Origin of the sequence: Streptomyces sp. PH10-H1 (assembly GCF_030063355.1) — a bacterium.
GTDB lineage: Bacteria > Actinomycetota > Actinomycetes > Streptomycetales > Streptomycetaceae > Actinacidiphila.
Map to the genome: position 1 here is coordinate 152578 of NZ_JASISZ010000002.1, position 20622 is coordinate 173199.

Here is a 20622-nt window from a genome sequence, read left to right on the forward strand (position 1 = left end):
GGGATAAAGTGTCGTACTTCTCCGAGTTGGCTCTCCAGTACATCGACGGGGAGTGGCGCTCCGGCTCTGGCTCCTGGGACATCGTCGACTTCAATCCCTTCAACGGGGACAAGCTGGCCTCCATCACCGTGGCGACCACCGCCGAGGTCGACCAGGCCTACCGGGCCGCTGAGCGCGCTCAGCGGCTCTGGGCCGAGGTGAATCCGTACGAGCGCCGGCTGGTCTTCGAGCGGGCGCTGAAGGTGGTCGAGGACCGCGAGCAGGAGATCACCGAGACGATCATCGCCGAACTGGGCGGCACCTACCTCAAGGCCGGCTTCGAACTCGCCCTCACCAAGGACATGTTGCGCCAGGCGATGCAGTTCGCGCTGCATCCGGAGGGCCGCATCCTGCCGTCCCCGGTGGACGGCAAGGAGAACCGCCTCTACCGGCGGCCGGTCGGCGTCGTCGGGGTGATCAGCCCGTTCAACTTCCCGCTCTTCCTGGGTCTGAAGTCGATCGCCCCCGCGCTGGCGCTCGGCAACGCCGTGGTGCTCAAGCCGCACCAGAACACCCCGGTGGTCGGCGGCACGCTGATCGCGAAGATATTCGAGGAGGCGGGGCTGCCCGCCGGTCTGTTCAACGTCGTCATCACCGACATAGCCGAGATCGGTGACGCCTTCATCGAGCACCCGGTGCCCAAGGTGATCTCGTTCACCGGTTCCGACCATGTGGGCCGGCATGTGGCCACGGTCGCCGCCTCGCACTTCAAGCGGACGGTGCTGGAGATGGGCGGCAACAGCGCGCTCGTCGTCCTGGACGACGCCGACCTCGACTACGCGGTCGACGCCGCGGTCTTCAGCCGCTTCGCCCACCAGGGCCAGGTCTGCATGGCGGCCAACCGCGTCCTGGTGGACCGCTCGGTGGAGGAGGAGTTCACCCGGAAATTCGTCGCCAAGGTCGCCTCGCTGCGGGTCGGCGACCCGGCCGACCCGGCCACCCAGATCGGCCCGCTGATCAACGCCACCCAGGCCGAGCGCATCACGACGGAGATCGCCCAGGCCATCGAGGCGGGCGCCACGGCGCTGCTGCTCGGCGAGGCCGACGGCACGTTGGTGTCACCGACGGTGCTCGGCGATCTCCCCGCGGACGCCCCGATCCTGCGACGCGAGCTGTTCGGCCCCGTCGTCCTTGTGGTGCCCTTCGACGGTGAGGACGAGGCGGTGCGGATCGCCAACGACACCCCGTTCGGGCTCAGCGGCGCCGTTCACACCGGTGACATCGAGCGCGGGGTGCGTTTCGCCCAGCGCATCGACACCGGCATGATGCACATCAATGACGGCACCATCGCCGACGAGCCGATCGTGCCCTTCGGCGGCGAGAAGTCCTCGGGACTGGGCCGGCTCAACGGCGATGCCACGGTGGACGCGTTCACCACGGTGAAGTGGATCTCGGTCCAGCACGGGCGCAGCCGCTTCCCGTTCTGACCGGCCTCCGACTGGCCGGCCACCGATGTTCCTACCGATGTCCCCGTTCCGGCCGATCGACGGTCCGTCATATTGATCTTCACTCGAACGGGTGAAGATGGGCATCTGTTCCGGGCTGTGGTCTCCCCTGCGCCAATTCCCCGAGGCTACGGTTACGGTAGGTCACCCCAGGCCCCGGTGGTCGCTCGGACGGCCGACCGCGGGAGGGGGACATCGGTGCAGGACGGTGACCGTGACGACACACCGCCCGGTTCGCCGCATCTGATCCCGCCGCCCAATCCGTATGCCCGCACCTACCGGATCGTCGAGTTCACCGTCGTGGAGCTGTGCGGCGAGCTGGACATCGACACCGGGAGGTTCGTGGCCCCGCATCTGGACCTGGTCTCCGGCGGGCCGCCGCCCCTGCTGGTCATCGTCGATCTGCGACGGCTGGAGTTCCTCGACTGCTACGGCCTGTCCCTGCTCTGCCGTGCCCGCCGCCGTGTCATGGCGAGCGGGGGACGGCTGCGGCTGGTCTGCGACCGCCCGGCGACGCTGAAGCTGCTGCGCCTCACCGGTCTGAACGAGGTCTTCCAGCCGGTCCCCACCCTCGCGCGGGCCCTCGCCGGCGGGTAGCGGGTCCGGATGATTGGTGTTTGCCTGATGGTGTCCGAATCGGACACCTTTCAGGAGGAAATGGCCATGGCCAAGCACGCAGCCCGTAGCGCCCATTCCAAGGGCATGAGGCATGCCGAGCAAGTGGATGCCGCTCAGGCGAAGCACCGCGCGACCGAGGTGAGGGAGAACCTGGACGCTTTCGAGCACAACGAGAGCCCCAAGGCGGAGAGGCGGGCCGGGCGAACGCCTCACGAGTAGCGGTGAACGGGTGAGGGGCGGGCCCGGACGAGGGCCCGCCCCTCACCCGCGCGACGGCGTCCGCCGCCTGGTCCGGTCCCGGATGCGGCAATGGACAAACCGGGTGATCCCATGGCGGACAGCTCAGGGGACAATCGGAGGTCGTCTACATGGCGTCGATGACATCTACGGGCGCGGGTCCGGCGGGGTGTTCAGCTGCCGGGCGAACGGCTCCTCGTGGGCGATGACGTATCCCACGCTGATGCCGATCGTGACGACGGTGAAGAAGACGGTCAGCCAGGTCAGCAGGACGAACAGCGAACCGAACGGCCCGAACTCCTGCAGGCTGCGTTCGACGGCCCCCGGCATGTAGATCTTCGACCACACGGCGACGCCCAGAACGCCGGCCGCCACGACGAGCGAACCCGGCAGCAGCGGCATCCACGGGATCCGGGCGCCGAGCAGCATTCGCTGGGTCCACCACCACAGGAGCGTTCCGGAGATCAGCTGCAACGGGGCGCCGAGCTTCAGCTGAGGCCGAAGCCGTCGTGGAGCAGGCCCTGGAAGAGCAGCGAGGCGAACCAGACCGCCAGTCAGGCGACCCAGCGCCAGGCGATCACCCGGACGCCTGCCCTGGGCATCCGCCAGGCCCGTTCGCACATCCGTTGCAGGGCGCGGCTGCAGGCCGTCGCCGAGAGCAGCGTGACGAGGATGCCGAGGATGCCGACGATGCCGACGATGCCGGTCGAGCTCTTGTCAGCGGTGTCGTCGGCGGTGTAGACCGCTCTGACCTGGTCCAGCGCGCCGTTCTGCAGTCCGAGGACGGTGCGCAGCGAGGAGACGAGCTGGTCGCGGACCGCCTGGGGCGCGAACGCCGCGATGACGAACAGGGCGGGCAGGGCGGTGAGGAACGCCTGAGCGGCGAGCCGGGTGGCACAGTCCAGGACGTTCACCGCGGTGAGCTGGTGGACGAGGCGCCCGAGGAAGGGCGCCCCGCGCAGGACCCGCTTGATGATCACGGGCGCGGGGGGTCCTCGTAATACCGCTGCTCGTAGACGCGCTCGGTGTCGTAACGGTGCTGGGAGGGGCGCCGGCGGCGGGTGAACGCCAGCAGCACGCCGATGAGGAGCCCGGCGGCTCCGCCGAGCATGCAGATGTTGCCGAGGATCCCGAGGTCGATCCCCCGGGGATGCCAGGTGATCGCGTATCTCAGGATCGCCCCGATGATGATGAGGGCGAGCCCACCGGCTGCGGTCATGACGGGTCCCTTCCGGGCGTATGGCGGGCGGCAGCGGTAGTTCGCGGCTCCTCGCACCAGCCTGTGGGGCCCGGGTCCCGCTGTCCTGCCGGGAGCCGCCGCGTTGGGCCGTTGGAGGCCGGACGCAGCACGGCCCGAGTGCGGTCTGAGTGCGGTCTGAGTGCGGACAAATCTTCTCAAAGTTATGCTGGCGACCCAGACCCGGAACCAGGCTTGTCGGGTTGACCGGCCGGAACCGCGACGCCCGGGAGCATGAACATGCCCGAACAGGACCGGCCGCGGGACCGCGGTGAGCCTCCGGACACCGCCACGCCCCGGAGCGGTCCGGCCGAACGCCTCGCCCTCAACCACATGGGCAGTTTCGACTGGAACCTCAGGCTCGGCACCCTGGAGCTGGACGCGGCAGGGCTGGAGGTCTTCGACCTGCTGCCCGAGGAGTTCACCGGCCGGCCCGAATGCCTGTCCAGCCGGGTGACCACCGAGGACGCCGCCCGGCTCGACGCCGCCGTCAGCCGCGCCGTGCACGCCCGGGACTCCTCGTACGGCATGTACTTCCAGGTGCACTGCCGGGACGGCACACCGCGCTGGACCCACACCCAGGGCCGCATCCTGCGCGACGACCAGGGCAGGCCCGAGCGCGTCATCGGCATCGTCCGCGACGCCACCTCGGAACTGGCGCACTCCACCTTGCTGCGCACCCGGGAGGAGGACCGCAAGCGCCAGACCTCCATGGTGGAACGGACCACCCAGGCCCTGTCGCGGGCCGTCACCGTGGACGACGTCACCGCTGTCCTGACCGGCAGCGGCGGGCTGGAACGGTTCGGCGCCGACGGCCTCGTACTGAGCATGGTCGAGGGCAGCATGCTGCGGGTCCTCGCGCTGACCGGCCGTTCGATGGAGGTCCTGGACGCCCTGCCGCGGGACCGGATCGACGACAACATGCCGACGGCGGAAGTCGTCGTGACCCAGCGCCCGCGCTTCTTCGCCTCCCTGAAGGAACTCGCCGACCGCTACCCCCGGCTGCGCCCCCTCGTCAAGGACCTGCGCATCGAGGCGGCGGCCTTCCTCCCGCTCGTCGCCCAGGCGCACTCGATCGGTGCGCTCGGCCTGTTCTACCGGGACCGCACCCACTTCACCGCCGAGGACCGCAATCTGTGCCTGGCCCTGGCGGGCATCGTCGCCCAGTCACTGCAGCGCGCCATGCTCTTCGACCAGGAGCGCGAGTTCGCCACCGGCCTGCAGGCCTCCATGCTGCCGCGCCGGATCCCCGAGGTCACCGGCGGTGAGATCGCCGTGCGCTACCACGCGGCCTGGAGCGGCCGGGAGGTCGGCGGCGACTGGTACGACGTCATCCCGCTGCCGCAGGGCCGCATCGGCGTCGTCGTCGGCGATGTCGAGGGCCACGACACCCACGCGGCGGCCATGATGGGCCAGCTCCGTATCGTGCTGCGCGCCTACGCCGCCGAGGGCCACGCCCCGTCCACCGTGCTCGCCCGCGCCTCGCAGTTCCTCGCGGAACTCGACACCGAACGCTTCGCGACCTGCATCTACGCCCAGGCCGACCTGGTCACCGGCGATGTACGGGTGGTACGCGCCGGCCATCTCGGTCCGCTGATCCGCCACACCGACGGACGCACCGGCTGGCCCAACGTCCGCGGCGGTCTCCCGCTGGGGCTTGCGACCCACTTCAACGACCACGAGTACCCGGAGACCCGGCTGGACCTGGTGCCAGGGGAGACCCTCCTGCTCTGCACCGACGGGCTCGTCGAACAGCCGGGCAAGGACATCGGCGAGGGCATGGACGAACTCGCTGACGCCGTACGGCGCGGACCGCACGGCGCCGCCGCGCTCGCCGACCACCTGTCCGACGGGCTGTGGGCCCGGCCCGGCGCGGAGGACGACATGGCGCTGCTCCTGCTGCGCCGCGCGCCCGACCCCGGCACCGCCCACGCCCCGCGCATCCACCAGTACATCCACCAGGCGGACCCCGAAGGGCTGGCCGAGGCGCGCGCCGTGCTGCGCCAGGCGCTTTACGACTGGGGAGCGTCGGGGCTGGTCGACGATGTGGAACTGGTGGCCGGGGAGCTGCTCACCAACGTGCTGCTGCACACCGAGGGCGGCGCCGTGATGACCTTGGAGATCCTTCCCGCGCCGCAGCGGCAGGACCCGCGCCAGGTCCGGCTAGCCGTCCAGGACCGCTCCAGCGTCTGGCCCCGGCGCAGGACCCCGGGCGAGTCGGCGACCTCCGGCCGCGGTCTGCTGCTCATCGACTCCCTCGCCACCCGCTGGGGTGTAGAGCCGCGCGGGGAGGGCAAGTCCGTCTGGGCCGAGTTCCGTTGGCCTCCGAGGAGCGGGGATCAGCCGGAGGCGGGGACGGGCGGGACGGCGTCGTCCTGATCCTTCGAGCCGTTCCGGTCGTTCCGGTCGTTCCGGTCGTCGAGGAACTCGATGACGGCCAGGACGCCGACGACCGCCAGCGCCAGCCACCAGACCACCATGCCGGTGGGGCGGTTCCACAGCAGCAGCGCGACCGCCGCGGCTGCGACGACACCCCAGTTGAGCCAGGTCTTGAGACGGTGCACCCCGTCGCCGACCGGTCCGGTGCGCAGCCCCGTCACGTCGCGAGCGGCGCCGATGCCCGACGTCCACATGGAGCGGGCGCGCACCGCCCAGCGGCCTGGCCCGCAGATCCAGCTGCCGAGGGCGACCACGACGCCGAGGACGAGGACCATCCGGACGGTGCTTCGCAGGAACCGGATCAACGCCTCGTAGACCGCCCTTGCGGCGGCCGGGGAGACGGAGGAGGGCAGCGCGTCGAGATAGACCGCACGGAAGACCGTGAGGCCGATGCCCAGGACGACGGCCGCGGCCGCGAAGCCGAGTGCCGCGCCGATCAGCGCGCGGCGCCTGCGGCCGGCGAGCAGCACGCCGGCGGCGGCCGGCAGGACGGCGGCGAGCGGCAGCCATCCGCCCATGATCTGGAGCACCCGGAAGCCGGTCCTCGCCCTGCCGATGTCGTCGGACTCCAGCACCGTGAAGTCGGTGTGCACCGCCGGGATACTGCCCGCGACGGTCAGTCCCCGGTCGACCAGCCGCTGTTTGACCTGCTCTACCACCGGGGCCATATCGATCGTCACGGTGCCGCCCGTGAGCTGTACGGCGCCGCCGCCGCTGCCGGTGAGCGCCTTGTTCATCGTGGCGTGCGACGTGCGGTTCACCTCGGTCCAGACCGTTTCGAAGGCGTCGCTCGCCACGAACCTCTGCACGACATCGCGCACGAGGTCCTTGAGCCCGCTGGTGAGCGGGCCGCTCAGGGCGCCCAGCGCGAACTCGAGCCGGGGGCGGTCGCCCGGGGCCACCTGCTGCAGGAGGGTGCCGATGTCGAGGTGCTCGACGACGGCGTCGGTGACCCGGTTGGTGACCGCGGCCCGGACATCGGGGTTCGCGGCGAGCGGCGCCACCGTCGCGAGGTACCGGTCGGTGTCGCCGATCGTGGCGCTCGTCCACACCGCCAGCGCGGCCGGTGGCACCAGCACACAGCCGAGCACGATCAGCAGCGCCGAGCAGAACGATCGCAGCCGGTGCCGCCGTCCGCCCGGCACGGACCGCCCGGCTCCCTGTGTGTCCTGCAGGTTCGCGACCCGCGACCGCAGCGCGGCCAGTTCGGCGCGCTCGTCGGCTCCGAGATCCATGCCTCACGCCTCCTACGCCGAACAGCCGGTCCTGTTCCCCCAGGGAAGACCAGCCCAGGGCAGGCGGCGCGCTGTGCGGGCGTACGAGTGACGGCGTCAGAGCCAGTTGCGGCGCTTGAAGACCATGTACAGCCCCACGCAGACCACGCCCATCAGCCCGACGGCGAAGGGATACCCGAACATCCATTTCAGCTCGGGCATTCTCTCGAAGTTCATGCCGTAGACCGTGCCGATGAGGGTCGGCGCGAAGAGGATGGCGGCCCACGACGAGATCTTCTTGATCTCGTCGTTCTGGGCGTTGCTCGCCTCGGCCAGCTGCTTCATCTCCTCGTTCTGGGCCTGGGTCACCAAGGTGGCGTTGACGGCGAGGATGTCGGCGATCATCTGCCGGAAGCCGTCCACGCGCTCGACGACGGTCGTGGCGTGGTCGTCGACGTCGCGCAGATAGCGCCGCAGCTCCTGGTCGATGCCGTACTTCTCGAACCCTGCGGCCAGGGCGCTGAGGATGGTCAGCAGCGGGCGGGTGGCGCGCTGGAACTCGACGACCTCGCGGGACAGCTCGTAGATGCGCCGCGAGACCTTGGGGTCGCCGCCGAAGACCTCGGTCTCGATCTCGTCGATGTCGTTCTGCAGGCCCGCGATGACGGGTGCGTAGCCGTCGACGACCGAGTCGAGCACGGCGTAGAGCACGGCCTCAGGACCCAGCCGCAGCAGCTCGGGATCGGCTTCGAGGCGGGCCCGTACGGCCGAGAGGTCCGGGGACTGGCTGTGCCGGACGGTGAGGACGAAGTCGGGGCCGACGAAGAGGTGGATCTCGCCGAAGTCGACCTCCTCCGAGTCGTCGAGGTAGCGGGCGGCGCGCAGGACGACGAAGAGCGTGTCGCCGTAACGCTCCAGCTTGGGCCGCTGATGGGCGACGACGGCGTCCTCGACGGCCAGTTCGTGCAGCCCGAACGCCGCCGCCGCGGCCAGCAGTTGGTCCTCAGCCGGACGGTAGAGGCCGATCCAGGCCATGGCGTCCGGTGTGTCGGGCAGCTTCCGGTAGGCCTCGGTGAGGGTTGCCGGGGTGTCGATACGACGGCCGTCACGGTAGAGCGCCGCGTCGATGACGCTGCTCTCCACGGACGACGGGTCCGTCCCCTCTCCCGCCGGGTGCCGGGGCTCCATCGAGTGCTCCGGTGCCGTCTCCGCGGCCGGGTGGTGCTGGTCTCGCTTGTGCGGGCGCAGTGCGCGGGGACGCCGGTCCGACATGACGGGCTCTTTCCTGGCGGAACGGGATCTGCTCGGGCCGGCATCACGCTACGGCCACTTCCTGCGGTTACACGGTAGCTGGCGGATGCGGGTCCAGGCGGGTCCCGGAGCGGGTCGGGGACTGGGTCTTCCGCCGGCTCCAGGTGGCGATGGCCGTCGGATCCTGTGCCACGGAGCCGGTTCGTCGGAGCCCCGTGGACGCCCTGAATTCTTGTGACTGACCCGTCCGAGTGGTGTTCATACGAAAAACGGCGCGGGTCCCTCGATCTCTGCGGCCCGTCCACATGATGAGGGACATACGCAGCCGAACCGATCGAAAGCGAGGGGCCGTGACCACCACAGCAAGCACCGTAAGCAACACCATCACCGCAACCACCAGGGTCGCGAAGATGTGGGCCGTCTTCATCACCGTTCTCGCCCGGCTCCTCACCTCGCTGCGGCTCATCGGCCCGGCCCAGGTCCCGGCCGCGCGGCGCCCGGCCGACGAGCCCGTGCGACCGGCGGGTGCCGCACGGACCGCACCGCTCGCGGGCGGCGCGCCGCCGCGTGAGCGGTCCCTGCCGCCCACGATCAAGCAGCGCATCCGCGCCGAGGCCCACGGCGCCTCGCCCGTATCCCGGCAGCGGACCGCCGACATCGGCGACATGAGGCTCGCCTCCCCCGCCGGCGATCTCCTCTCCGCCGCCGCGCTGGTGCCGACGGCCGATCGTTTCAACCGCGTTCCGTGCGCGGTCTGAACCACCGCCTGAACCGAACCGCCTGAACCGAACCGCCTGAACCATCGCCCGAACCAGCGACGTTCTCAGCCCCCTATTCTTCTGCGGCGCCCGCCCGTTCCCGCTCAGGGAACCCGCGTGTGGCGCGCAGCACGCACGCCTGGTAGGCATGGGCCGTGCGCTTTGAGACAGTCCCGATGCCGTCGACCGTCCGGGCCAGGCCGCGTGACAGCCGCGGCTATCCCGTTCCGGCCATCACCCCGTGGGCAGGGGACGAGCCGCAGTTCGCGCTCACCGACTACGGGCGCAGCGCCGACTGCGCGCGCATGCGCCGGTGTTCGGTCTGCGACACGGTGATGCCCCAGGGCACGGTGTGGCGGGTGGTGGGAGCCGCGGAGAGTGCCGCGATCGGTGAGGCACTGGCCGCCGGGCGGCCGTACCGCAATCTCGCCGCGACCCTGGAGGGTCCTGGACACCGGGCCTGCATGCTGTACGCCTCGATGGTCTGCCCGTACCTGGCCCGTCCGAACGCGCGCCGCGGTCTGTCTGCGCAGCAGCCGGACGACATGACGGAGCACGTCGTCCGGGGCGCTGTCCGGGGCGCGATGGGCGCGGTGGTGGGCTTCGGCGACTACGAGTTCGCGATCACCGGTACGCAGGTGCTGTTCCGGTTCCTCGACGTGGTGGAGTTCCTGCCGCACGACACGTCCGACGCGCACTTCGACGAGCTGCGCGCCGAACTCGCCGGGCGGGATCAGCCCCGGTAGGCCGGCAGGCCGTGGTACGTGGAGACCAGCTTCGGCGCGGCGGAGCCCTTGGTGAAGAGCGTGACGATGCCGGCGGGGGTCCTGGCGGCGATGGTGGTGCCGTCGGGGGACCAGGCGGGCTCGGTGTAGTCGGTGGTGGCGTTCGGGGTCAGATCCTTGATGACGGGCCCGCTGTTGGACCTGTCCTCCAGGAACAGGTGGTCGTGTCCGCCGACCGAGCGGACGAAGGCGATCTCCTGGTTGTCGGTCTGCGACATCGCGGGCTCGGAGCCGGGGGCGAGCATGAAGCCCATCTGACGGAGGTAGTCGTCGCGGATGTAGACCTCACCGTTGTCGGCGTTCGCGTAGACGGAACTGCCGTGGGTGCCGCCCGCACTCGGCCATACGTTGCCGGTCTGGGGGATGGGGTCCGTGTTGTCGCCGGGCTCCCCTCCCAGGTGCAGCGTCTTCGGTGTCCCGTTGACGGCGGTGGCGGGCACGGTGTCCAGCTGGGAGACGCCGTGCTTGCGGACGGCGAACTGGAGGTTGTTCCGCTCGGACATCTCCTTGATGGAGTTGTACCCCGTCACCTGCCAGGTGGGGTGCGACCAGGTCTGTCCGCCCGGGTTCCTGGCGATGGTGACGCGGCCGGTGCCGTTGGGGTTGGAGACGGCGAGGTTGCCCGCCCCGTCGATGAACGCCGCCTTGCGGCCGTCCGGTGACCAGGCCAGGTCGCTGACGGCGGTGCCGAAGTCGACCGAGCCGCCGTTCATCAGCACGTACCGGGTGCCGTTGCTGATGGTCAGCCTGCTGTTCGCGGTGCCGTTCAGGGCCGCGGCCGGCGCGCTGCCGTCCGGAGTGGCCGTGCCGGCCGGGGTGGATCCGCCGGTCGGAGCGGCGGAGGCGCTGGTGGTCGGAGCGGCGGTCGGCGTCGCGCCACCGGTCGGGGTGGCGGAAGCGCTGCTGCCCGGAGTGCCGGTCGTGGTGGGCGGTGTGGTGACGGCCGCATGGCCGGACGTAGGGCCGCATCCGGTGAGCAGCGCCGCGGTGCCGGCGGTGAGAGTGGCGGTGAGGGCGATGGCGGCGGCGGTGCTTCTGCGGGTGCGAGCGGACATAGTTGGTTCCCCCCAGGGATGTTGACGATGGCGTGCTACGCGACGGTTCGCGTTCGCGGAGCCGCGCCGCCGTCCCCTGGGTCTTCACCCGTTCGACTGGTTGCCGCTCTATGCGATGGGAGGAGGATGCCCACCCAACGTCCGCGCCCTGTGTGACGGCTGTCACGGACGTGCAACAGCTGTCGGTAGCCCGCGCGAAGCCCGCGGGAGGGTGTGGGTTCGATGTGCCGGGGAAGGCGGGTGCTATTGCCGGTTGCTCCTGGGAGAATGAGGAACATGACAGCTCTTGTGAACTCGACCCGCCTGGCTGTGGTTGATGTCCCGAAGGCGGCTGGTTGTGAATCGTCGGTCGGAGAGCTGCCCTGGATCGAGGACGCGGGCAAGGTCGCGCCGAAGGACGCGCGGGCGGTGTCGAAGCTCTTCTTCGACCGGCTCCGGGTTCTGGACGAGGGGTCGAGCGAGTACCAGTACGCGCGGAACACCCTGATCGAACTGAACCTGTCTCTGGTCAGGTTCGCCGCCGGCCGGTTCCGCAACCGGTCGGAGGACATGGAGGACATCGTTCAGGTGGGGACGATCGGCCTGATCAAGGCGATCGACCGGTTCGACCTGTCGCGCGAGGTGGAGTTCACCACCTTCGCCATCCCGTACATCACCGGTGAGATCAAGCGGTTCTTCCGGGACACCAGCTGGGCCGTGCATGTACCGCGGAGCCTCCAGGAGCGACGGATCGCGCTGGCGCAGGCCAGGGACGCGCTGGCCCAGCGCATGGACCGGTCCCCGACGACCGGGGAACTGGCCGATTACCTGGACCTGACCCCGGAAGAGGTGAACGAGGGGCTGGTGGCCAGCAACGGCTACACCGCCGGATCCCTGGACATCCCCGCCGGTGAGAACAGCGAGGAGCCCGCGGGCAGCTCGTTCGCCGACCGTCTCGGCGCGGACGACCCGGGCATGGAGGCCGTGGAGAACCTGCAGGCCCTCAAGCCGCTGATGAACGAACTCGACGAACGTGACCGCCGGATCCTGCGGATGCGCTTCGGGCAGGAGATGACGCAGTCGGAGATCGGCGCTGAACTCGGGGTCTCGCAGATGCACGTCTCCCGGCTTTTGACCCGGACGCTCAGCCGCCTGCGCGCCGGGCTGCTCACCCAGACGTGATGCACCAGACGTGATGCACCAGGCGTGATGGACCGGGCGTGATGCACGGGCGTGATGGACCGGGCGTGATGCACGGGCGTGATGCACCGGGCGTCATGACCCGCGCCCCGGTGCCGCACGCGTGAAGGCGCGGCGGCACCGGGGCGCGGTCGTGGTCACGCCTTGAGGGACCCGACGGGCAGGAAGCAGTGGGCGGAGGTGGTCAGCATCGCTTCGTCCCCGGCGAAGGCCTTGAGCTCTTCCTCGCTGATCGCCTTCCCCGGTGTCGCCTGCGGCCACGGCCGGGTGGCGAACATGAAATACACCATGCCGCGCTCGCGGGCTGCGTCCACCCACTGGTCGGGAGCGGGGCACGACGCATGCAGATACGGCATGGTCAACACGGCCTGGCCGCCCTCGACAAGGAGCTTCACCGGAACCCGGGGCACCTGGGCGATGTCGAGGATGGTCCCGCCGATCGGCAGCCCGACCTCCTCGAGCACCGTCCTGATGGCCTCCTCCGCCGCCTCCGGTCCGTCCTCCCCGTCACCGAGGGAATAGGCTAGGAGGAACGCGATGTCCTTTTCGTCCTCGAGGTGTTCGCCGGCCCAGGGGATCACCGCGAGGGTGCCCATCTGGCGCTGCCGGGTGATGTCGGGAGCGGTGCTGGTCTGACTCATGGCAACGGACTGTAACGGCGGGCCGCGCCCGGCCGCGCCCGCGTGTCACCTGTGAGGGCGAGTTCCGCTCTCTAAACCCGCCGAACGGTGCCAACTGCCCGTGACCGGCCGAACCGGTGGTCGTTGGACAGGGCGCATCACCCCCGCGCGAAGGCTCCGGAGCGTCATCGCTTCGGAGCCTTCGGTGTATTCGGTGTAGGGGCCGCCTCGCCCGCTGAAAGTTCACCAGTTCAGCTCAACCTGCGTGACCATGCGACCCGCATACGCGTTGCGCAGGGCGTCAATGCCGCAGGCTCTGCGGCTGGATTTCATCATCAAGGAGATTTCGATGTCGCGTATCGCCAAGGCAGCAGCCATCACCGCCGCGGCCGGTGCCGTCCTGGCCGGCGGCGCCGGCATGGCCGTCGCCGACGCCACCGCCCATGGTGCGGCTGTCGGTTCCCCCGGCGTCCTGTCCGGCAACCTGGTCCAGGTGCCCGTCCACGTGCCCGTCAACGTCTGCGGCAACTCCGTCAACGTGATCGGGCTCCTGAACCCGGCGTTCGGCAACCACTGCGAGAACGTCTCGGGCCACGACGGCTGGTAATCCCGGTTCCTCCGGTACGGGGAGAACACCCCTATGAGTGGTGCGGCCTCCCGCGATGCCTTCGCGGGAGGCCGCACTCGTACGTCCGCCCTACGGCGCGTCAGTTCTCCTCGTACCGGTAGACGCCCCGGGTGTCGAGGTGGTCGGACGGCTTCGCGTTCCACGGCGGCATGGGCTCATGGAGGCTGACGACCCGTCCGTGCTCCTGGTCGGAGTGGGCCAGCGGCTTGGCCGGCAGATAGCCCGACTTCGGATGCTTGCGCTGCCAGCGGATCCAGATGAGGTCGACGAAGGCGTGGTGGAGCCAGAAGACCGGGTCGTTGGGCGAGGTGGCGCCCGTCATGTGGCCGCCGACCCACTGATGGACCCGGTTGTGGATATAGCCGCCCTGCCGCTCGCTGACCGTCCAGCCCTCGAACTTGTTGCGAAAGCCCGCGGTGGAGGCGGTGGAATTCCAGGGGGAGGCGTCGTAGACCGGGTTCTCGATGGCCTTGGCCAGTTCGCTCTTCGTGGGCAGCGCGATGGGGCGGTCGGGGCGGCCGAACTGCCGGGTCAGATACTTCTCATCCGTGACTCCGTTGGTGATCGGCCAGTATCCGTTGGAATACGCGAAGGGGCCGGTCAGGACCTGTCCATCGCTCGAACGGCCGTTGCCGCCCATGAAATCCTTCGCCCACAGCGAGGAGGACGGTGAGCTGTCCCGCGTCCAGTCCCAGTAGGGCACGGTGACCCCCGGATCCACGGATTGCAATGAGCGTTCGAATTCCAGGAGCAGCCGGCGGTGCCATGGGAAGAACGAAGGCGCCATATGGCCGACCCGGAGCCCGGTGTCTCCGTCGGAGACGTAGTACTGACCGTGCAGGCGGACGAAATCGTCGTAGGCGCCGTTCGATTTGAGTGCCAGCACCGCATTGACGAATCTCTTCTTCTGGGAGCTGGTGAGGTTCTTCTGGTTCTTGCGGATGTACACCGGTATCGGTCCTTCTCCGGTCAGTGGTGGTAGGAAGTGGCCAGTGACAGCTGAGCGCCGCCGATCACATCGACCGCGCCGCGGGCTGTGGCGAGCGGTGTGGCGAACGACTGGTAGTGGTTCGCCACGCTCACATAGCTGCCGTCCGCGCGGCGCATGACATGGAGGGGCCTGCCGTCGATGAGGATGTCGACACCGGGTTTCGCGGTGGCGCCATCGGCGGTCGCGTCCGTGCCCGTGGGAAGGCCCCGAATACGACGGCCCCGGTAGATCTCGTCGAACGCTCCGGCGGACGGATCCGACGGGGGGCGGTCGTCCCCGGTACCCCCGGCCGTCCCCTGCGTCCCGGTGGCCTCGGTCCGTTTGGCCGTGAGGATCGGATAGAGCGCCGCGGTCGTACCCGTGACGGTGACGGCGGCGGTGATCGCCGCCTTGAGCATCCTCCGCCGAGTGACGGAGGACGGCGCTTTCCCGCCGCTGCTTTCCTTGGCCTCGCTCATGCTCAGCTCCCCTCGATATCGGCCGCGAGGGCCGGACCGTGCCGTCGGATATATCTGACTATGCGCCATATAACGCGGCTCGGCGCGCTCGATACCGCCACTTCAGGGGCGGCCGCATTGTTCGGCTGCTACCCCGGCGCGCGGCCCTGAACGTCCGTCACCTCCGGCCCATCATCCCGCTCCCGCCGCGAGGCACCGGCAATTCCCGGCAGCCGGAGTACGGAACTCCTCCGTGCGGGTGGCGTTTGCCCCCGACCCGTAACGAAGGCGGATTCGCCCCAATACCGCGCGGCGGTCAACCGGATCCAGGACATCACTCGATCTGACGGTCCGAAGGATTCTCCGGCGGTCCGGACCTGCACAGGTTTCCTAATGGACTATCAGAAGGCGCTGTACTGCCCGGCTGGCAATACTTTCTGAATTACCGTCCGGGGAGCGTGCTTCGGTTCGGTAACGTCGCAGGAGGAGCAGAGATGGCCCACCGACGCCAGAGGCTGACCGGTACATGTGTCGGAGCGGTCACCGCCGTCCTGCTCATGTTCGGAATGACCCATGCCGCCGAGGTCGAGATCCGCAATACGTCGGACAGCACCGATCCGACGCCGAAGCCGGCATTCCCCGGACCCGACAGGACGGGCGGCTCCGCGGGGTACGCACCCATGGGGGCGTTCACGTCCTCCGGCGCCGATGGCGTGCAGCGCATCTCCGACCTGGAGAACTGGCTGGGCGGCACCAACCTCAAGGTGGGCCACACCTATCTCCCCGGTGAGAGCTGGTCCAACATCGAGGGCGATCCCGAGCTGCTGCAGCCGTGGGCCAAGTGGAAGCGCGCCGACGCGGACCGGCAGTTCGTCCTCAACGTGCCGATGCAGGAGCGCAACGAGCAGCATGTCTCCGACGACGAGGTGCGGGATCTGCTGCACTCGGGAGCGTCTGGCGCGTTCGACGGCCACTTCACCAAGCTGGCCGAGCGGCTGGTCGCTCTGAACGTGCCCGACACCGTCATCGTCCTGGGCTGGGAGATGAACGGCACCACGTACACCCACCGCTGCGGTCCCGATCCCACGTCCTGGAAGGCGTACTGGAACCGCATCGTGGCCGCCATGCGCGCCGTCCCCGGACAGCGGTTCCGGTTCGACTTCACACCGAACCGCGGCGAGGACGCGATCGGATGGACGGCGTGCTATCCCGGTGACTCCGTCGTGGACATCATCGGCATGGACTCGTACGACCAGCCGCCGGGCGACTCGTTCTACGACCAGGTCGAGCAGCCGTTCGGTCTCCAGGCGCACGTGGATTTCGCGGCGGAGCACAAGAAGCCGGTCTCCTATCCGGAGTGGGGGCTCTTCCGGAACGGCGACAACCCGGACTACATGCGGATGATGCTCCAGTGGATCACTGATCACCGGCCGGTCTACCAGACCCTGACGGACTACTGCCCGCACGGTGTGTGGCAGTGCACGGAGAACCCGAAATCGTCGAAGGTGTTCCGCGCGCTGAACTTCAACCGCATCGAACCGAAGCCGGAGCCTACGCCGAAGCCGGTCCCGACGCCGATGCCGGTCCCCACGACGCCGACCCCGACGGCGTCCCCGGGCGCGACGCCGGGCGCGACGCCGAATCCAGCCGTCACGCCGACGCCGACGGGCAGTGCTATGCCGACGGTCTCTCCGACGCCCACGGTGTCCCCGATGCCGACGGTGGCACCCACGGTGACACCGACCGTCGCGCCGGTGCCCGCCGTCACCCCGGCGCCCGCTCCGGGCCTGAGTCCGGCGCCGGGCACGAGTCCCGCCCCGGCGGTGAAGCCGGTGCCGGTGCCGGTGCCGGTGGCCGTCCCGGCGGTCGGTCCGACCTGCGCACCGGTGCAAGCAGCCGGCTTCACCTGCACCGTGGTGCCGTCCGGGGCCTTCAGCGCCGCCCCGACGCTCGCCACATCCCTGGCCGCCGCTCCCGCGGAAGCCTGTCTCCCTCTCGACATGAGCGAGGAATTCAAGCGTCAGTTCGGCAGCGGCCGGATGTGCTTCCGCATCGAGTGGAAGGCGCCCAAGAAGGTCTGACCGGACACGCGGTACGCCCGGCGGCAGGCCGCCGGGCGTACCGCGTGGGTCACCGGTTGGGCCAGTGGGGTGAAATCGCGGAACCAAACCAGAATTGGACAGTTGATCAGTTCGCTATCAGTGACAGGAACATAGCTTTCAAGAAGGGCGAACCGTGCTTAAGAAGTTCATGGCCAGTGCAGCAGTTGCCGTTTCCATCGTCGGTCTCTCCGCCGTGGCTTCCCCGCAGGCGCTGGCCATCGGTAACGACAAAGGAACCTCCACGCACGACGGCAACGGCTCCGAGCAGAACTACGGCAACACCTACACCGGCGGCGAGATGAGCCCCCAGGTCGGCCTGGTGCAGGGCACGCTCAACAAGCCGTGTGTGGGCCTGCCCGTCAAGGCGAACGTCGGCTCGCTCGTCGGCGTGGTTCCGATCACGGTCCAGGACATCAATGTCCTGTCGTCGCCGCAGAACCAGCAGTGCACGGAGAACTCCGCCCAGATCAAGGGTGACGAGCCGCTCTCGCACATCCTGAGCCAGATCCCGGTGGCGTCCGGGAACGGCCAGAACAACAACTGACAGCCGACCCTTCACCGCATGCTGTGGCCGCGTACCGAGTACGCGGCCACAGTCATGTTCCCTGACACCTTCAGGCTTCCCGTTCACCCTTCCCGGGCACCCGGTTGGCTCACACGGCGGCTGTCAATCGCCCCGTACCGGCCGCACGAGTCCAATTTGCTGTGCACAGCGGCGGTTCGCCGCCGGGCAGCACCCTAACGGCCCTCTGGAATCCGGCTGCGGCACATCCCCGTGGGAACGGAAAACCCCAGTTCACAGAGGGAGCAGCACGCACGGGTCTCTCCACTTGACAAGTTGCGGCCGAGTCGCCGGCTTTCGACGGTAGTGGAGTACCCGTCTGCTCACTGAAGGGAATTCATTTTCATGCGCACCCACCGGATCACCGGCGTGCTCGTCTCGTCCGCCCTCATCGGCACCCTCGCGTTCGGCGCCGCCGGACCGGCATTCTCCGCCCCCGAGGTCCCCCCCGCAGGAAATTCCGCCCAGGCGGCGCCCGACGTCGCGGCTCTCCTGGCCCAGGTCATATCTCTCGGCCAGATCGCCGGTGTCCTCACACCGGTGACGGAAGCGGTCAAGCACGTGCTCGCCGTCCCCGACGCCAAGCTGTCGCCGGATACAGCCGCGAAGGACGCCGCCGCGGTCAAGACCGCGATCGACGCGGCCAAGGTGGCGCCGGCTCTTCCCGCGACGCCGGCTCTTCCTGCGACGCCGGCTCTTCCTGCGACGCCTGCCCTTCCGGCGACGTCGGCTCTTCCTGCGACGCCTGCCCTTCCGGCGACGCCCGCCCTGCCCGCACTCCCGCTGCGCGGGGTCAGTGCCACTGACTCCTCGGCACCGCGGGCGGCCGACGTCAAGGCCGACGCGTTGGCCGCTCTGCAGACGGCCGTCAACGACCTGCTGAAGGCCGCCACGTCCGGCGACCCGACGGCGCTTGTCGGCGCCGCGCTGAAGGTCGTGACGGGGCTGGTCAACGTCGTGGTCGCCACGGTGCTGTCCGGTGGGCTGCCCGTGCCGGACCTGCCCGGTCTCCCGAAGCTCCCGGCGCTCCCGGTTCCCCTCCCGGCGCTCCCGGTTCCCCTCCCGCCGCTCCCGGTTCCCCTCCCGGTCCCGGTCCCCGGCCTCCCCGGCTGACGCGATCGAGCCCTCAACGACCCGCGGCGCGCAGATGGATGCGCGCCGCGGGTCGTGGTGTTCAGATCCGCTCCGCCCGCCAGATGTTCAGCCGCGACCGCCAGGTACGCACCACCGGCAGGTGGCGGAGCACCACCCGGACGAGCCAGGCCCGGCCCGCGGTCCGAGCCACCTGGAGCTGCAGGGCCGGCGCGAGCATGGGCCCCGCCATCAGCAGGCGCTGGTTGGCGGTGATGTCGGGGCACCAGGGGAGCTTGTCCGGGTGGTTGCCGCGCAGCAGGCTCAGCGTGCCGATGCCGGCACCGGCCGCGTGGCCGGCACCGTGCCGGAGCAGCATGGTGGTGACGTCGACCCTGGTGGTACGCAGCCGCGGATCGGCGCCGACGAGATAGCCGCCGACCAGCTGGGGCGAGAGCATCTTGAGGTCCGCGGCCACCACCTCGCCGTTCATCCGGTACTCGGTGACGAGGGCGTCGCCGCTGGCCACCATGTGCTGCGCGGCACGCTTGAGATGGTCGGCGAAACGGGGTCTGACATGCTCGGTGGTCACCCCGCGCCCCGCCCATTGCAGCTTGTGGAGCCGCAGCAGGTTCTCGACGGCCGCGGGCACCTCGTGCTCGGGAACGGCGTGCTCCTCGATGCCCATGGAGTCCAGCTTGCGCACCTTGGCGCGGGTGCGCTGCGCCCGGGATGTGGACATCCGGGTGATCAGCTCATCGATGGGGGCACCCGGCAGCTCCATGCAGACGGAGTCGGCCAGGCGTCGTTTCGGACCCTGCCAGCAGTCGTAGAGGAGGTCGGCCGCGGCGCCGGGTCGTACCTCGCGCAGGTCCAGTACCGCGCCGCGGGCCGCGCGGCGCAGCCCGCGGGCCATCGCGGTGGCGGCGATCGCGGCGGCGCCGTCGTCGAGCAGCACATCGGAGAAGTCCGTGATGCGGCCGCCCAGCGGCACCAGGACCGGCAGTGGCCGGTGGGCCAGCATCAGCGGGGCGGCGCCGATCAGTTCACCGGCCTGCCGGACGAGGAGCACACGGAGCCGGCGGGGCCTGCCGTACGACGTCCACCAGGAGTGCAGCCAGGAATGGGTCTGGAAGGAAGTGGCGGTCCGGCAGCGCCGGTACAGGCGCCCCCATTCCTCCGCCAGGCCGGCGAACTGCAGCGGATCGCGGCACATCGTCACGGACAGGCCGGAGCCGCGGTCGCCGGAAGGACCACCGTCGGAAGCGGCGTCGCCCCCGGTCATCAGGCCATTTCCTTGACCGTCGGGTGGATTCCCTGGGCCGGGGCGGGAACGGCCGCGTGGCCGGCCTCCCGGCGTCCGCGGCCACCGGGACGGACGAGGAGGATCAGCGCGCCGAGCAGCCCGCCGGCGCTGGCACCGACGGCGGCGGAGAGCGATGTGGAGGGCGAGACGGGGGTGGACGGCGTGGCGGCCGGGGAGAACAGCAGCAGCCGCACACCGGTGTTGGCGGCGTTCTGATTACCGGTCGCGGCCAGCGAGTTCGCCACGGCGTTGGCGATGCGGGCGGCGGTCCCGGCCTGCGAACCGGTGCCGGTGATCGCGATCATCGGTGCGTCGGGCGAGGTGGCCGCCTGCACGCTGGTGCGCAGCGCGGAGACCGGCACCCCCGCCGCTTCCTGGGCGCCGGTCAGCACCGCCGAGCCGGTGATGACGCGCCCGTACGCCTGCGCGAAGCCCAGGGCGGTGGACGAGTCGGAGTGCTGCGGCACGACGATGACGTAGCTCGTCGCGGAGTACTGCGGCGGGGTGACCACGCCGTATCCCGCGCCGCCGGCCAGTCCGAGGCCGATGCACAGCGGCAGCGGCCACCAGCGGGGCAGGCGCCGTGACGCGTCCCGCAGGCGGGTCGGCGCGCTGTGGGCGTGGGTTCGGGTCTCGTCCATGGGATCG

At 69.9% G+C, this 20622-nt stretch carries 20 protein-coding genes and 1 pseudogene; 10 read left to right on the forward strand and 11 right to left on the reverse strand.

What is annotated here, in order from left to right; all coding sequences use genetic code 11:
* Window positions 1–8: 8 nt before the first annotated feature.
* Together QMK24_RS01950 and QMK24_RS01955 are read left to right on the forward strand one after the other, a co-directional pair.
* Window positions 9–1466: an aldehyde dehydrogenase family protein gene (locus tag QMK24_RS01950; protein WP_283463252.1), complete on the forward strand. Its 1458-nt coding sequence runs from the start codon at window positions 9–11 to the stop codon at window positions 1464–1466.
* Between the two features lie 216 nt (window positions 1467–1682).
* A complete protein-coding gene (locus QMK24_RS01955) occupies window positions 1683–2081 on the forward strand; it encodes an anti-sigma factor antagonist (protein ID WP_283463253.1) in 399 nt (132 codons plus the stop codon).
* A 405-nt stretch (window positions 2082–2486) separates the two neighbouring features.
* Here QMK24_RS01955 and QMK24_RS01960 read toward each other — a convergent pair whose 3' ends face one another.
* The 3 genes from QMK24_RS01960 to QMK24_RS01970 are packed head-to-tail and all read right to left on the reverse strand — an operon-like array spanning window position 2487 to window position 3558.
* Window positions 2487–2960, reverse strand: a complete 474-nt coding sequence (locus QMK24_RS01960) for a YhjD/YihY/BrkB family envelope integrity protein (protein WP_502962428.1) — start codon at window positions 2958–2960, stop codon at window positions 2487–2489.
* Complete coding sequence (locus QMK24_RS01965) at window positions 2894–3319, reverse strand: hypothetical protein (protein ID WP_283463255.1); 426 nt, start codon at window positions 3317–3319, stop codon at window positions 2894–2896. Before QMK24_RS01965 ends, QMK24_RS01960 begins: the two co-directional genes overlap by 67 nt.
* Window positions 3316–3558 carry a hypothetical protein gene (locus QMK24_RS01970; protein WP_283463256.1) on the reverse strand — a complete coding sequence of 81 codons (243 nt, stop codon included), beginning with the start codon at window positions 3556–3558 and terminating at the stop codon, window positions 3316–3318. Before QMK24_RS01970 ends, QMK24_RS01965 begins: the two co-directional genes overlap by 4 nt.
* Window positions 3559–3816: 258 nt before the next feature.
* Here QMK24_RS01970 and QMK24_RS01975 point away from each other — a divergent pair, with 258 nt between their 5' ends.
* Window positions 3817–5955 (forward strand): SpoIIE family protein phosphatase, encoded by a 2139-nt coding sequence (locus QMK24_RS01975; protein WP_283463394.1) that lies wholly within the window; start codon window positions 3817–3819, stop codon window positions 5953–5955.
* On the opposite strand, the gene QMK24_RS01980 is transcribed toward QMK24_RS01975, so the two are convergent.
* Complete coding sequence (locus QMK24_RS01980; RefSeq protein WP_283463257.1) at window positions 5916–7250, reverse strand: hypothetical protein; 1335 nt, start codon at window positions 7248–7250, stop codon at window positions 5916–5918. The two genes, QMK24_RS01975 and QMK24_RS01980, sit on opposite strands and share 40 nt — an antisense overlap.
* A gap of 96 nt (window positions 7251–7346) precedes the next feature.
* Window positions 7347–8501, reverse strand: a complete 1155-nt coding sequence (locus QMK24_RS01985; RefSeq protein ID WP_283463258.1) for a magnesium and cobalt transport protein CorA — start codon at window positions 8499–8501, stop codon at window positions 7347–7349.
* Between the two features lie 329 nt (window positions 8502–8830).
* Between QMK24_RS01985 and QMK24_RS01990 the strand changes: the two genes are divergently transcribed.
* Entirely contained in the window at window positions 8831–9238 is a 408-nt protein-coding gene (locus QMK24_RS01990) for a DUF6344 domain-containing protein (protein WP_283463259.1), read from the forward strand.
* A gap of 176 nt (window positions 9239–9414) precedes the next feature.
* Window positions 9415–9984, forward strand: coding sequence for a hypothetical protein (locus tag QMK24_RS01995; protein WP_283463260.1), 570 nt, complete (start codon window positions 9415–9417; stop codon window positions 9982–9984).
* On the opposite strand, the gene QMK24_RS02000 is transcribed toward QMK24_RS01995, so the two are convergent.
* Entirely contained in the window at window positions 9972–11078 is a 1107-nt protein-coding gene (locus QMK24_RS02000) for a TolB family protein (RefSeq protein WP_283463261.1), read from the reverse strand. The two genes, QMK24_RS01995 and QMK24_RS02000, sit on opposite strands and share 13 nt — an antisense overlap.
* A gap of 267 nt (window positions 11079–11345) precedes the next feature.
* On the opposite strand from QMK24_RS02000, the gene QMK24_RS02005 reads away from it, so the two are divergent.
* Complete coding sequence (locus QMK24_RS02005; RefSeq protein WP_502962427.1) at window positions 11346–12239, forward strand: RNA polymerase sigma factor SigF; 894 nt, start codon at window positions 11346–11348, stop codon at window positions 12237–12239.
* 155 nt (window positions 12240–12394) lie between these two features.
* Here QMK24_RS02005 and QMK24_RS02010 read toward each other — a convergent pair whose 3' ends face one another.
* Window positions 12395–12898 (reverse strand): DUF5949 family protein, encoded by a 504-nt coding sequence (locus QMK24_RS02010; protein ID WP_283463263.1) that lies wholly within the window; start codon window positions 12896–12898, stop codon window positions 12395–12397.
* 328 nt (window positions 12899–13226) lie between these two features.
* Between QMK24_RS02010 and QMK24_RS02015 the strand changes: the two genes are divergently transcribed.
* Window positions 13227–13484 carry a chaplin gene (locus QMK24_RS02015; protein WP_283463264.1) on the forward strand — a complete coding sequence of 86 codons (258 nt, stop codon included), beginning with the start codon at window positions 13227–13229 and terminating at the stop codon, window positions 13482–13484.
* Between the two features lie 100 nt (window positions 13485–13584).
* Here the strand turns inward: QMK24_RS02015 and QMK24_RS02020 are convergent, their stop codons facing one another.
* Window positions 13585–14454 carry a tyrosinase family protein gene (locus QMK24_RS02020; RefSeq protein WP_283463265.1) on the reverse strand — a complete coding sequence of 290 codons (870 nt, stop codon included), beginning with the start codon at window positions 14452–14454 and terminating at the stop codon, window positions 13585–13587.
* 20 nt (window positions 14455–14474) lie between these two features.
* Window positions 14475–14954: a tyrosinase family oxidase copper chaperone gene (locus tag QMK24_RS02025; RefSeq protein ID WP_283463266.1), complete on the reverse strand. Its 480-nt coding sequence runs from the start codon at window positions 14952–14954 to the stop codon at window positions 14475–14477.
* Between the two features lie 473 nt (window positions 14955–15427).
* Between QMK24_RS02025 and QMK24_RS02030 the strand changes: the two are divergent.
* The 3 genes and pseudogenes from QMK24_RS02030 to QMK24_RS02040 form a co-directional block, all read left to right on the forward strand.
* A pseudogene (locus QMK24_RS02030) lies at window positions 15428–16621 on the forward strand (glycoside hydrolase family 26 protein); the annotation flags it as partial.
* Window positions 16622–17168: 547 nt separating this feature from the next.
* Window positions 17169–17579, forward strand: a complete 411-nt coding sequence (locus QMK24_RS02035) for a rodlin (RefSeq protein ID WP_283463268.1) — start codon at window positions 17169–17171, stop codon at window positions 17577–17579.
* Between the two features lie 363 nt (window positions 17580–17942).
* A complete protein-coding gene (locus QMK24_RS02040) occupies window positions 17943–18710 on the forward strand; it encodes a hypothetical protein (RefSeq protein ID WP_283463269.1) in 768 nt (255 codons plus the stop codon).
* 61 nt (window positions 18711–18771) lie between these two features.
* On the opposite strand, the gene QMK24_RS02045 is transcribed toward QMK24_RS02040, so the two are convergent.
* A complete protein-coding gene (locus QMK24_RS02045; RefSeq protein WP_283463270.1) occupies window positions 18772–19953 on the reverse strand; it encodes a GNAT family N-acetyltransferase in 1182 nt (393 codons plus the stop codon).
* Window positions 19953–20615, reverse strand: a complete 663-nt coding sequence (locus tag QMK24_RS02050) for a YveK family protein (RefSeq protein WP_283463271.1) — start codon at window positions 20613–20615, stop codon at window positions 19953–19955. Before QMK24_RS02050 ends, QMK24_RS02045 begins: the two co-directional genes overlap by 1 nt.
* Between the last annotated feature and the right edge of the window lie 7 nt (window positions 20616–20622).

Excerpts from the sequence above, each read along its gene's own strand:
- QMK24_RS02010 (WP_283463263.1), bottom strand. The coding sequence starts at position 12,898 with ATGAGTCAGACCAGCACCGCTCCCGACATCACCCGGCAGCGCCAGATG.
- QMK24_RS01980 (WP_283463257.1), bottom strand. The coding sequence starts at position 7,250 with ATGGATCTCGGAGCCGACGAGCGCGCCGAACTGGCCGCGCTGCGGTCG.
- QMK24_RS01970 (WP_283463256.1), bottom strand. The coding sequence starts at position 3,558 with ATGACCGCAGCCGGTGGGCTCGCCCTCATCATCATCGGGGCGATCCTG.
- QMK24_RS02015 (WP_283463264.1), top strand. The coding sequence starts at position 13,227 with ATGTCGCGTATCGCCAAGGCAGCAGCCATCACCGCCGCGGCCGGTGCC.
- QMK24_RS01985 (WP_283463258.1), bottom strand. The coding sequence starts at position 8,501 with ATGTCGGACCGGCGTCCCCGCGCACTGCGCCCGCACAAGCGAGACCAG.
- QMK24_RS01995 (WP_283463260.1), top strand. The coding sequence starts at position 9,415 with ATGCCGTCGACCGTCCGGGCCAGGCCGCGTGACAGCCGCGGCTATCCC.
- QMK24_RS02025 (WP_283463266.1), bottom strand. The coding sequence starts at position 14,954 with ATGAGCGAGGCCAAGGAAAGCAGCGGCGGGAAAGCGCCGTCCTCCGTC.
- QMK24_RS02005 (WP_502962427.1), top strand. The coding sequence starts at position 11,346 with ATGAGGAACATGACAGCTCTTGTGAACTCGACCCGCCTGGCTGTGGTT.
- QMK24_RS02040 (WP_283463269.1), top strand. The coding sequence starts at position 17,943 with ATGCGCACCCACCGGATCACCGGCGTGCTCGTCTCGTCCGCCCTCATC.
- QMK24_RS02050 (WP_283463271.1), bottom strand. The coding sequence starts at position 20,615 with ATGGACGAGACCCGAACCCACGCCCACAGCGCGCCGACCCGCCTGCGG.
- QMK24_RS02045 (WP_283463270.1), bottom strand. The coding sequence starts at position 19,953 with ATGACCGGGGGCGACGCCGCTTCCGACGGTGGTCCTTCCGGCGACCGC.
- QMK24_RS01975 (WP_283463394.1), top strand. The coding sequence starts at position 3,817 with ATGCCCGAACAGGACCGGCCGCGGGACCGCGGTGAGCCTCCGGACACC.
- QMK24_RS02000 (WP_283463261.1), bottom strand. The coding sequence starts at position 11,078 with ATGTCCGCTCGCACCCGCAGAAGCACCGCCGCCGCCATCGCCCTCACC.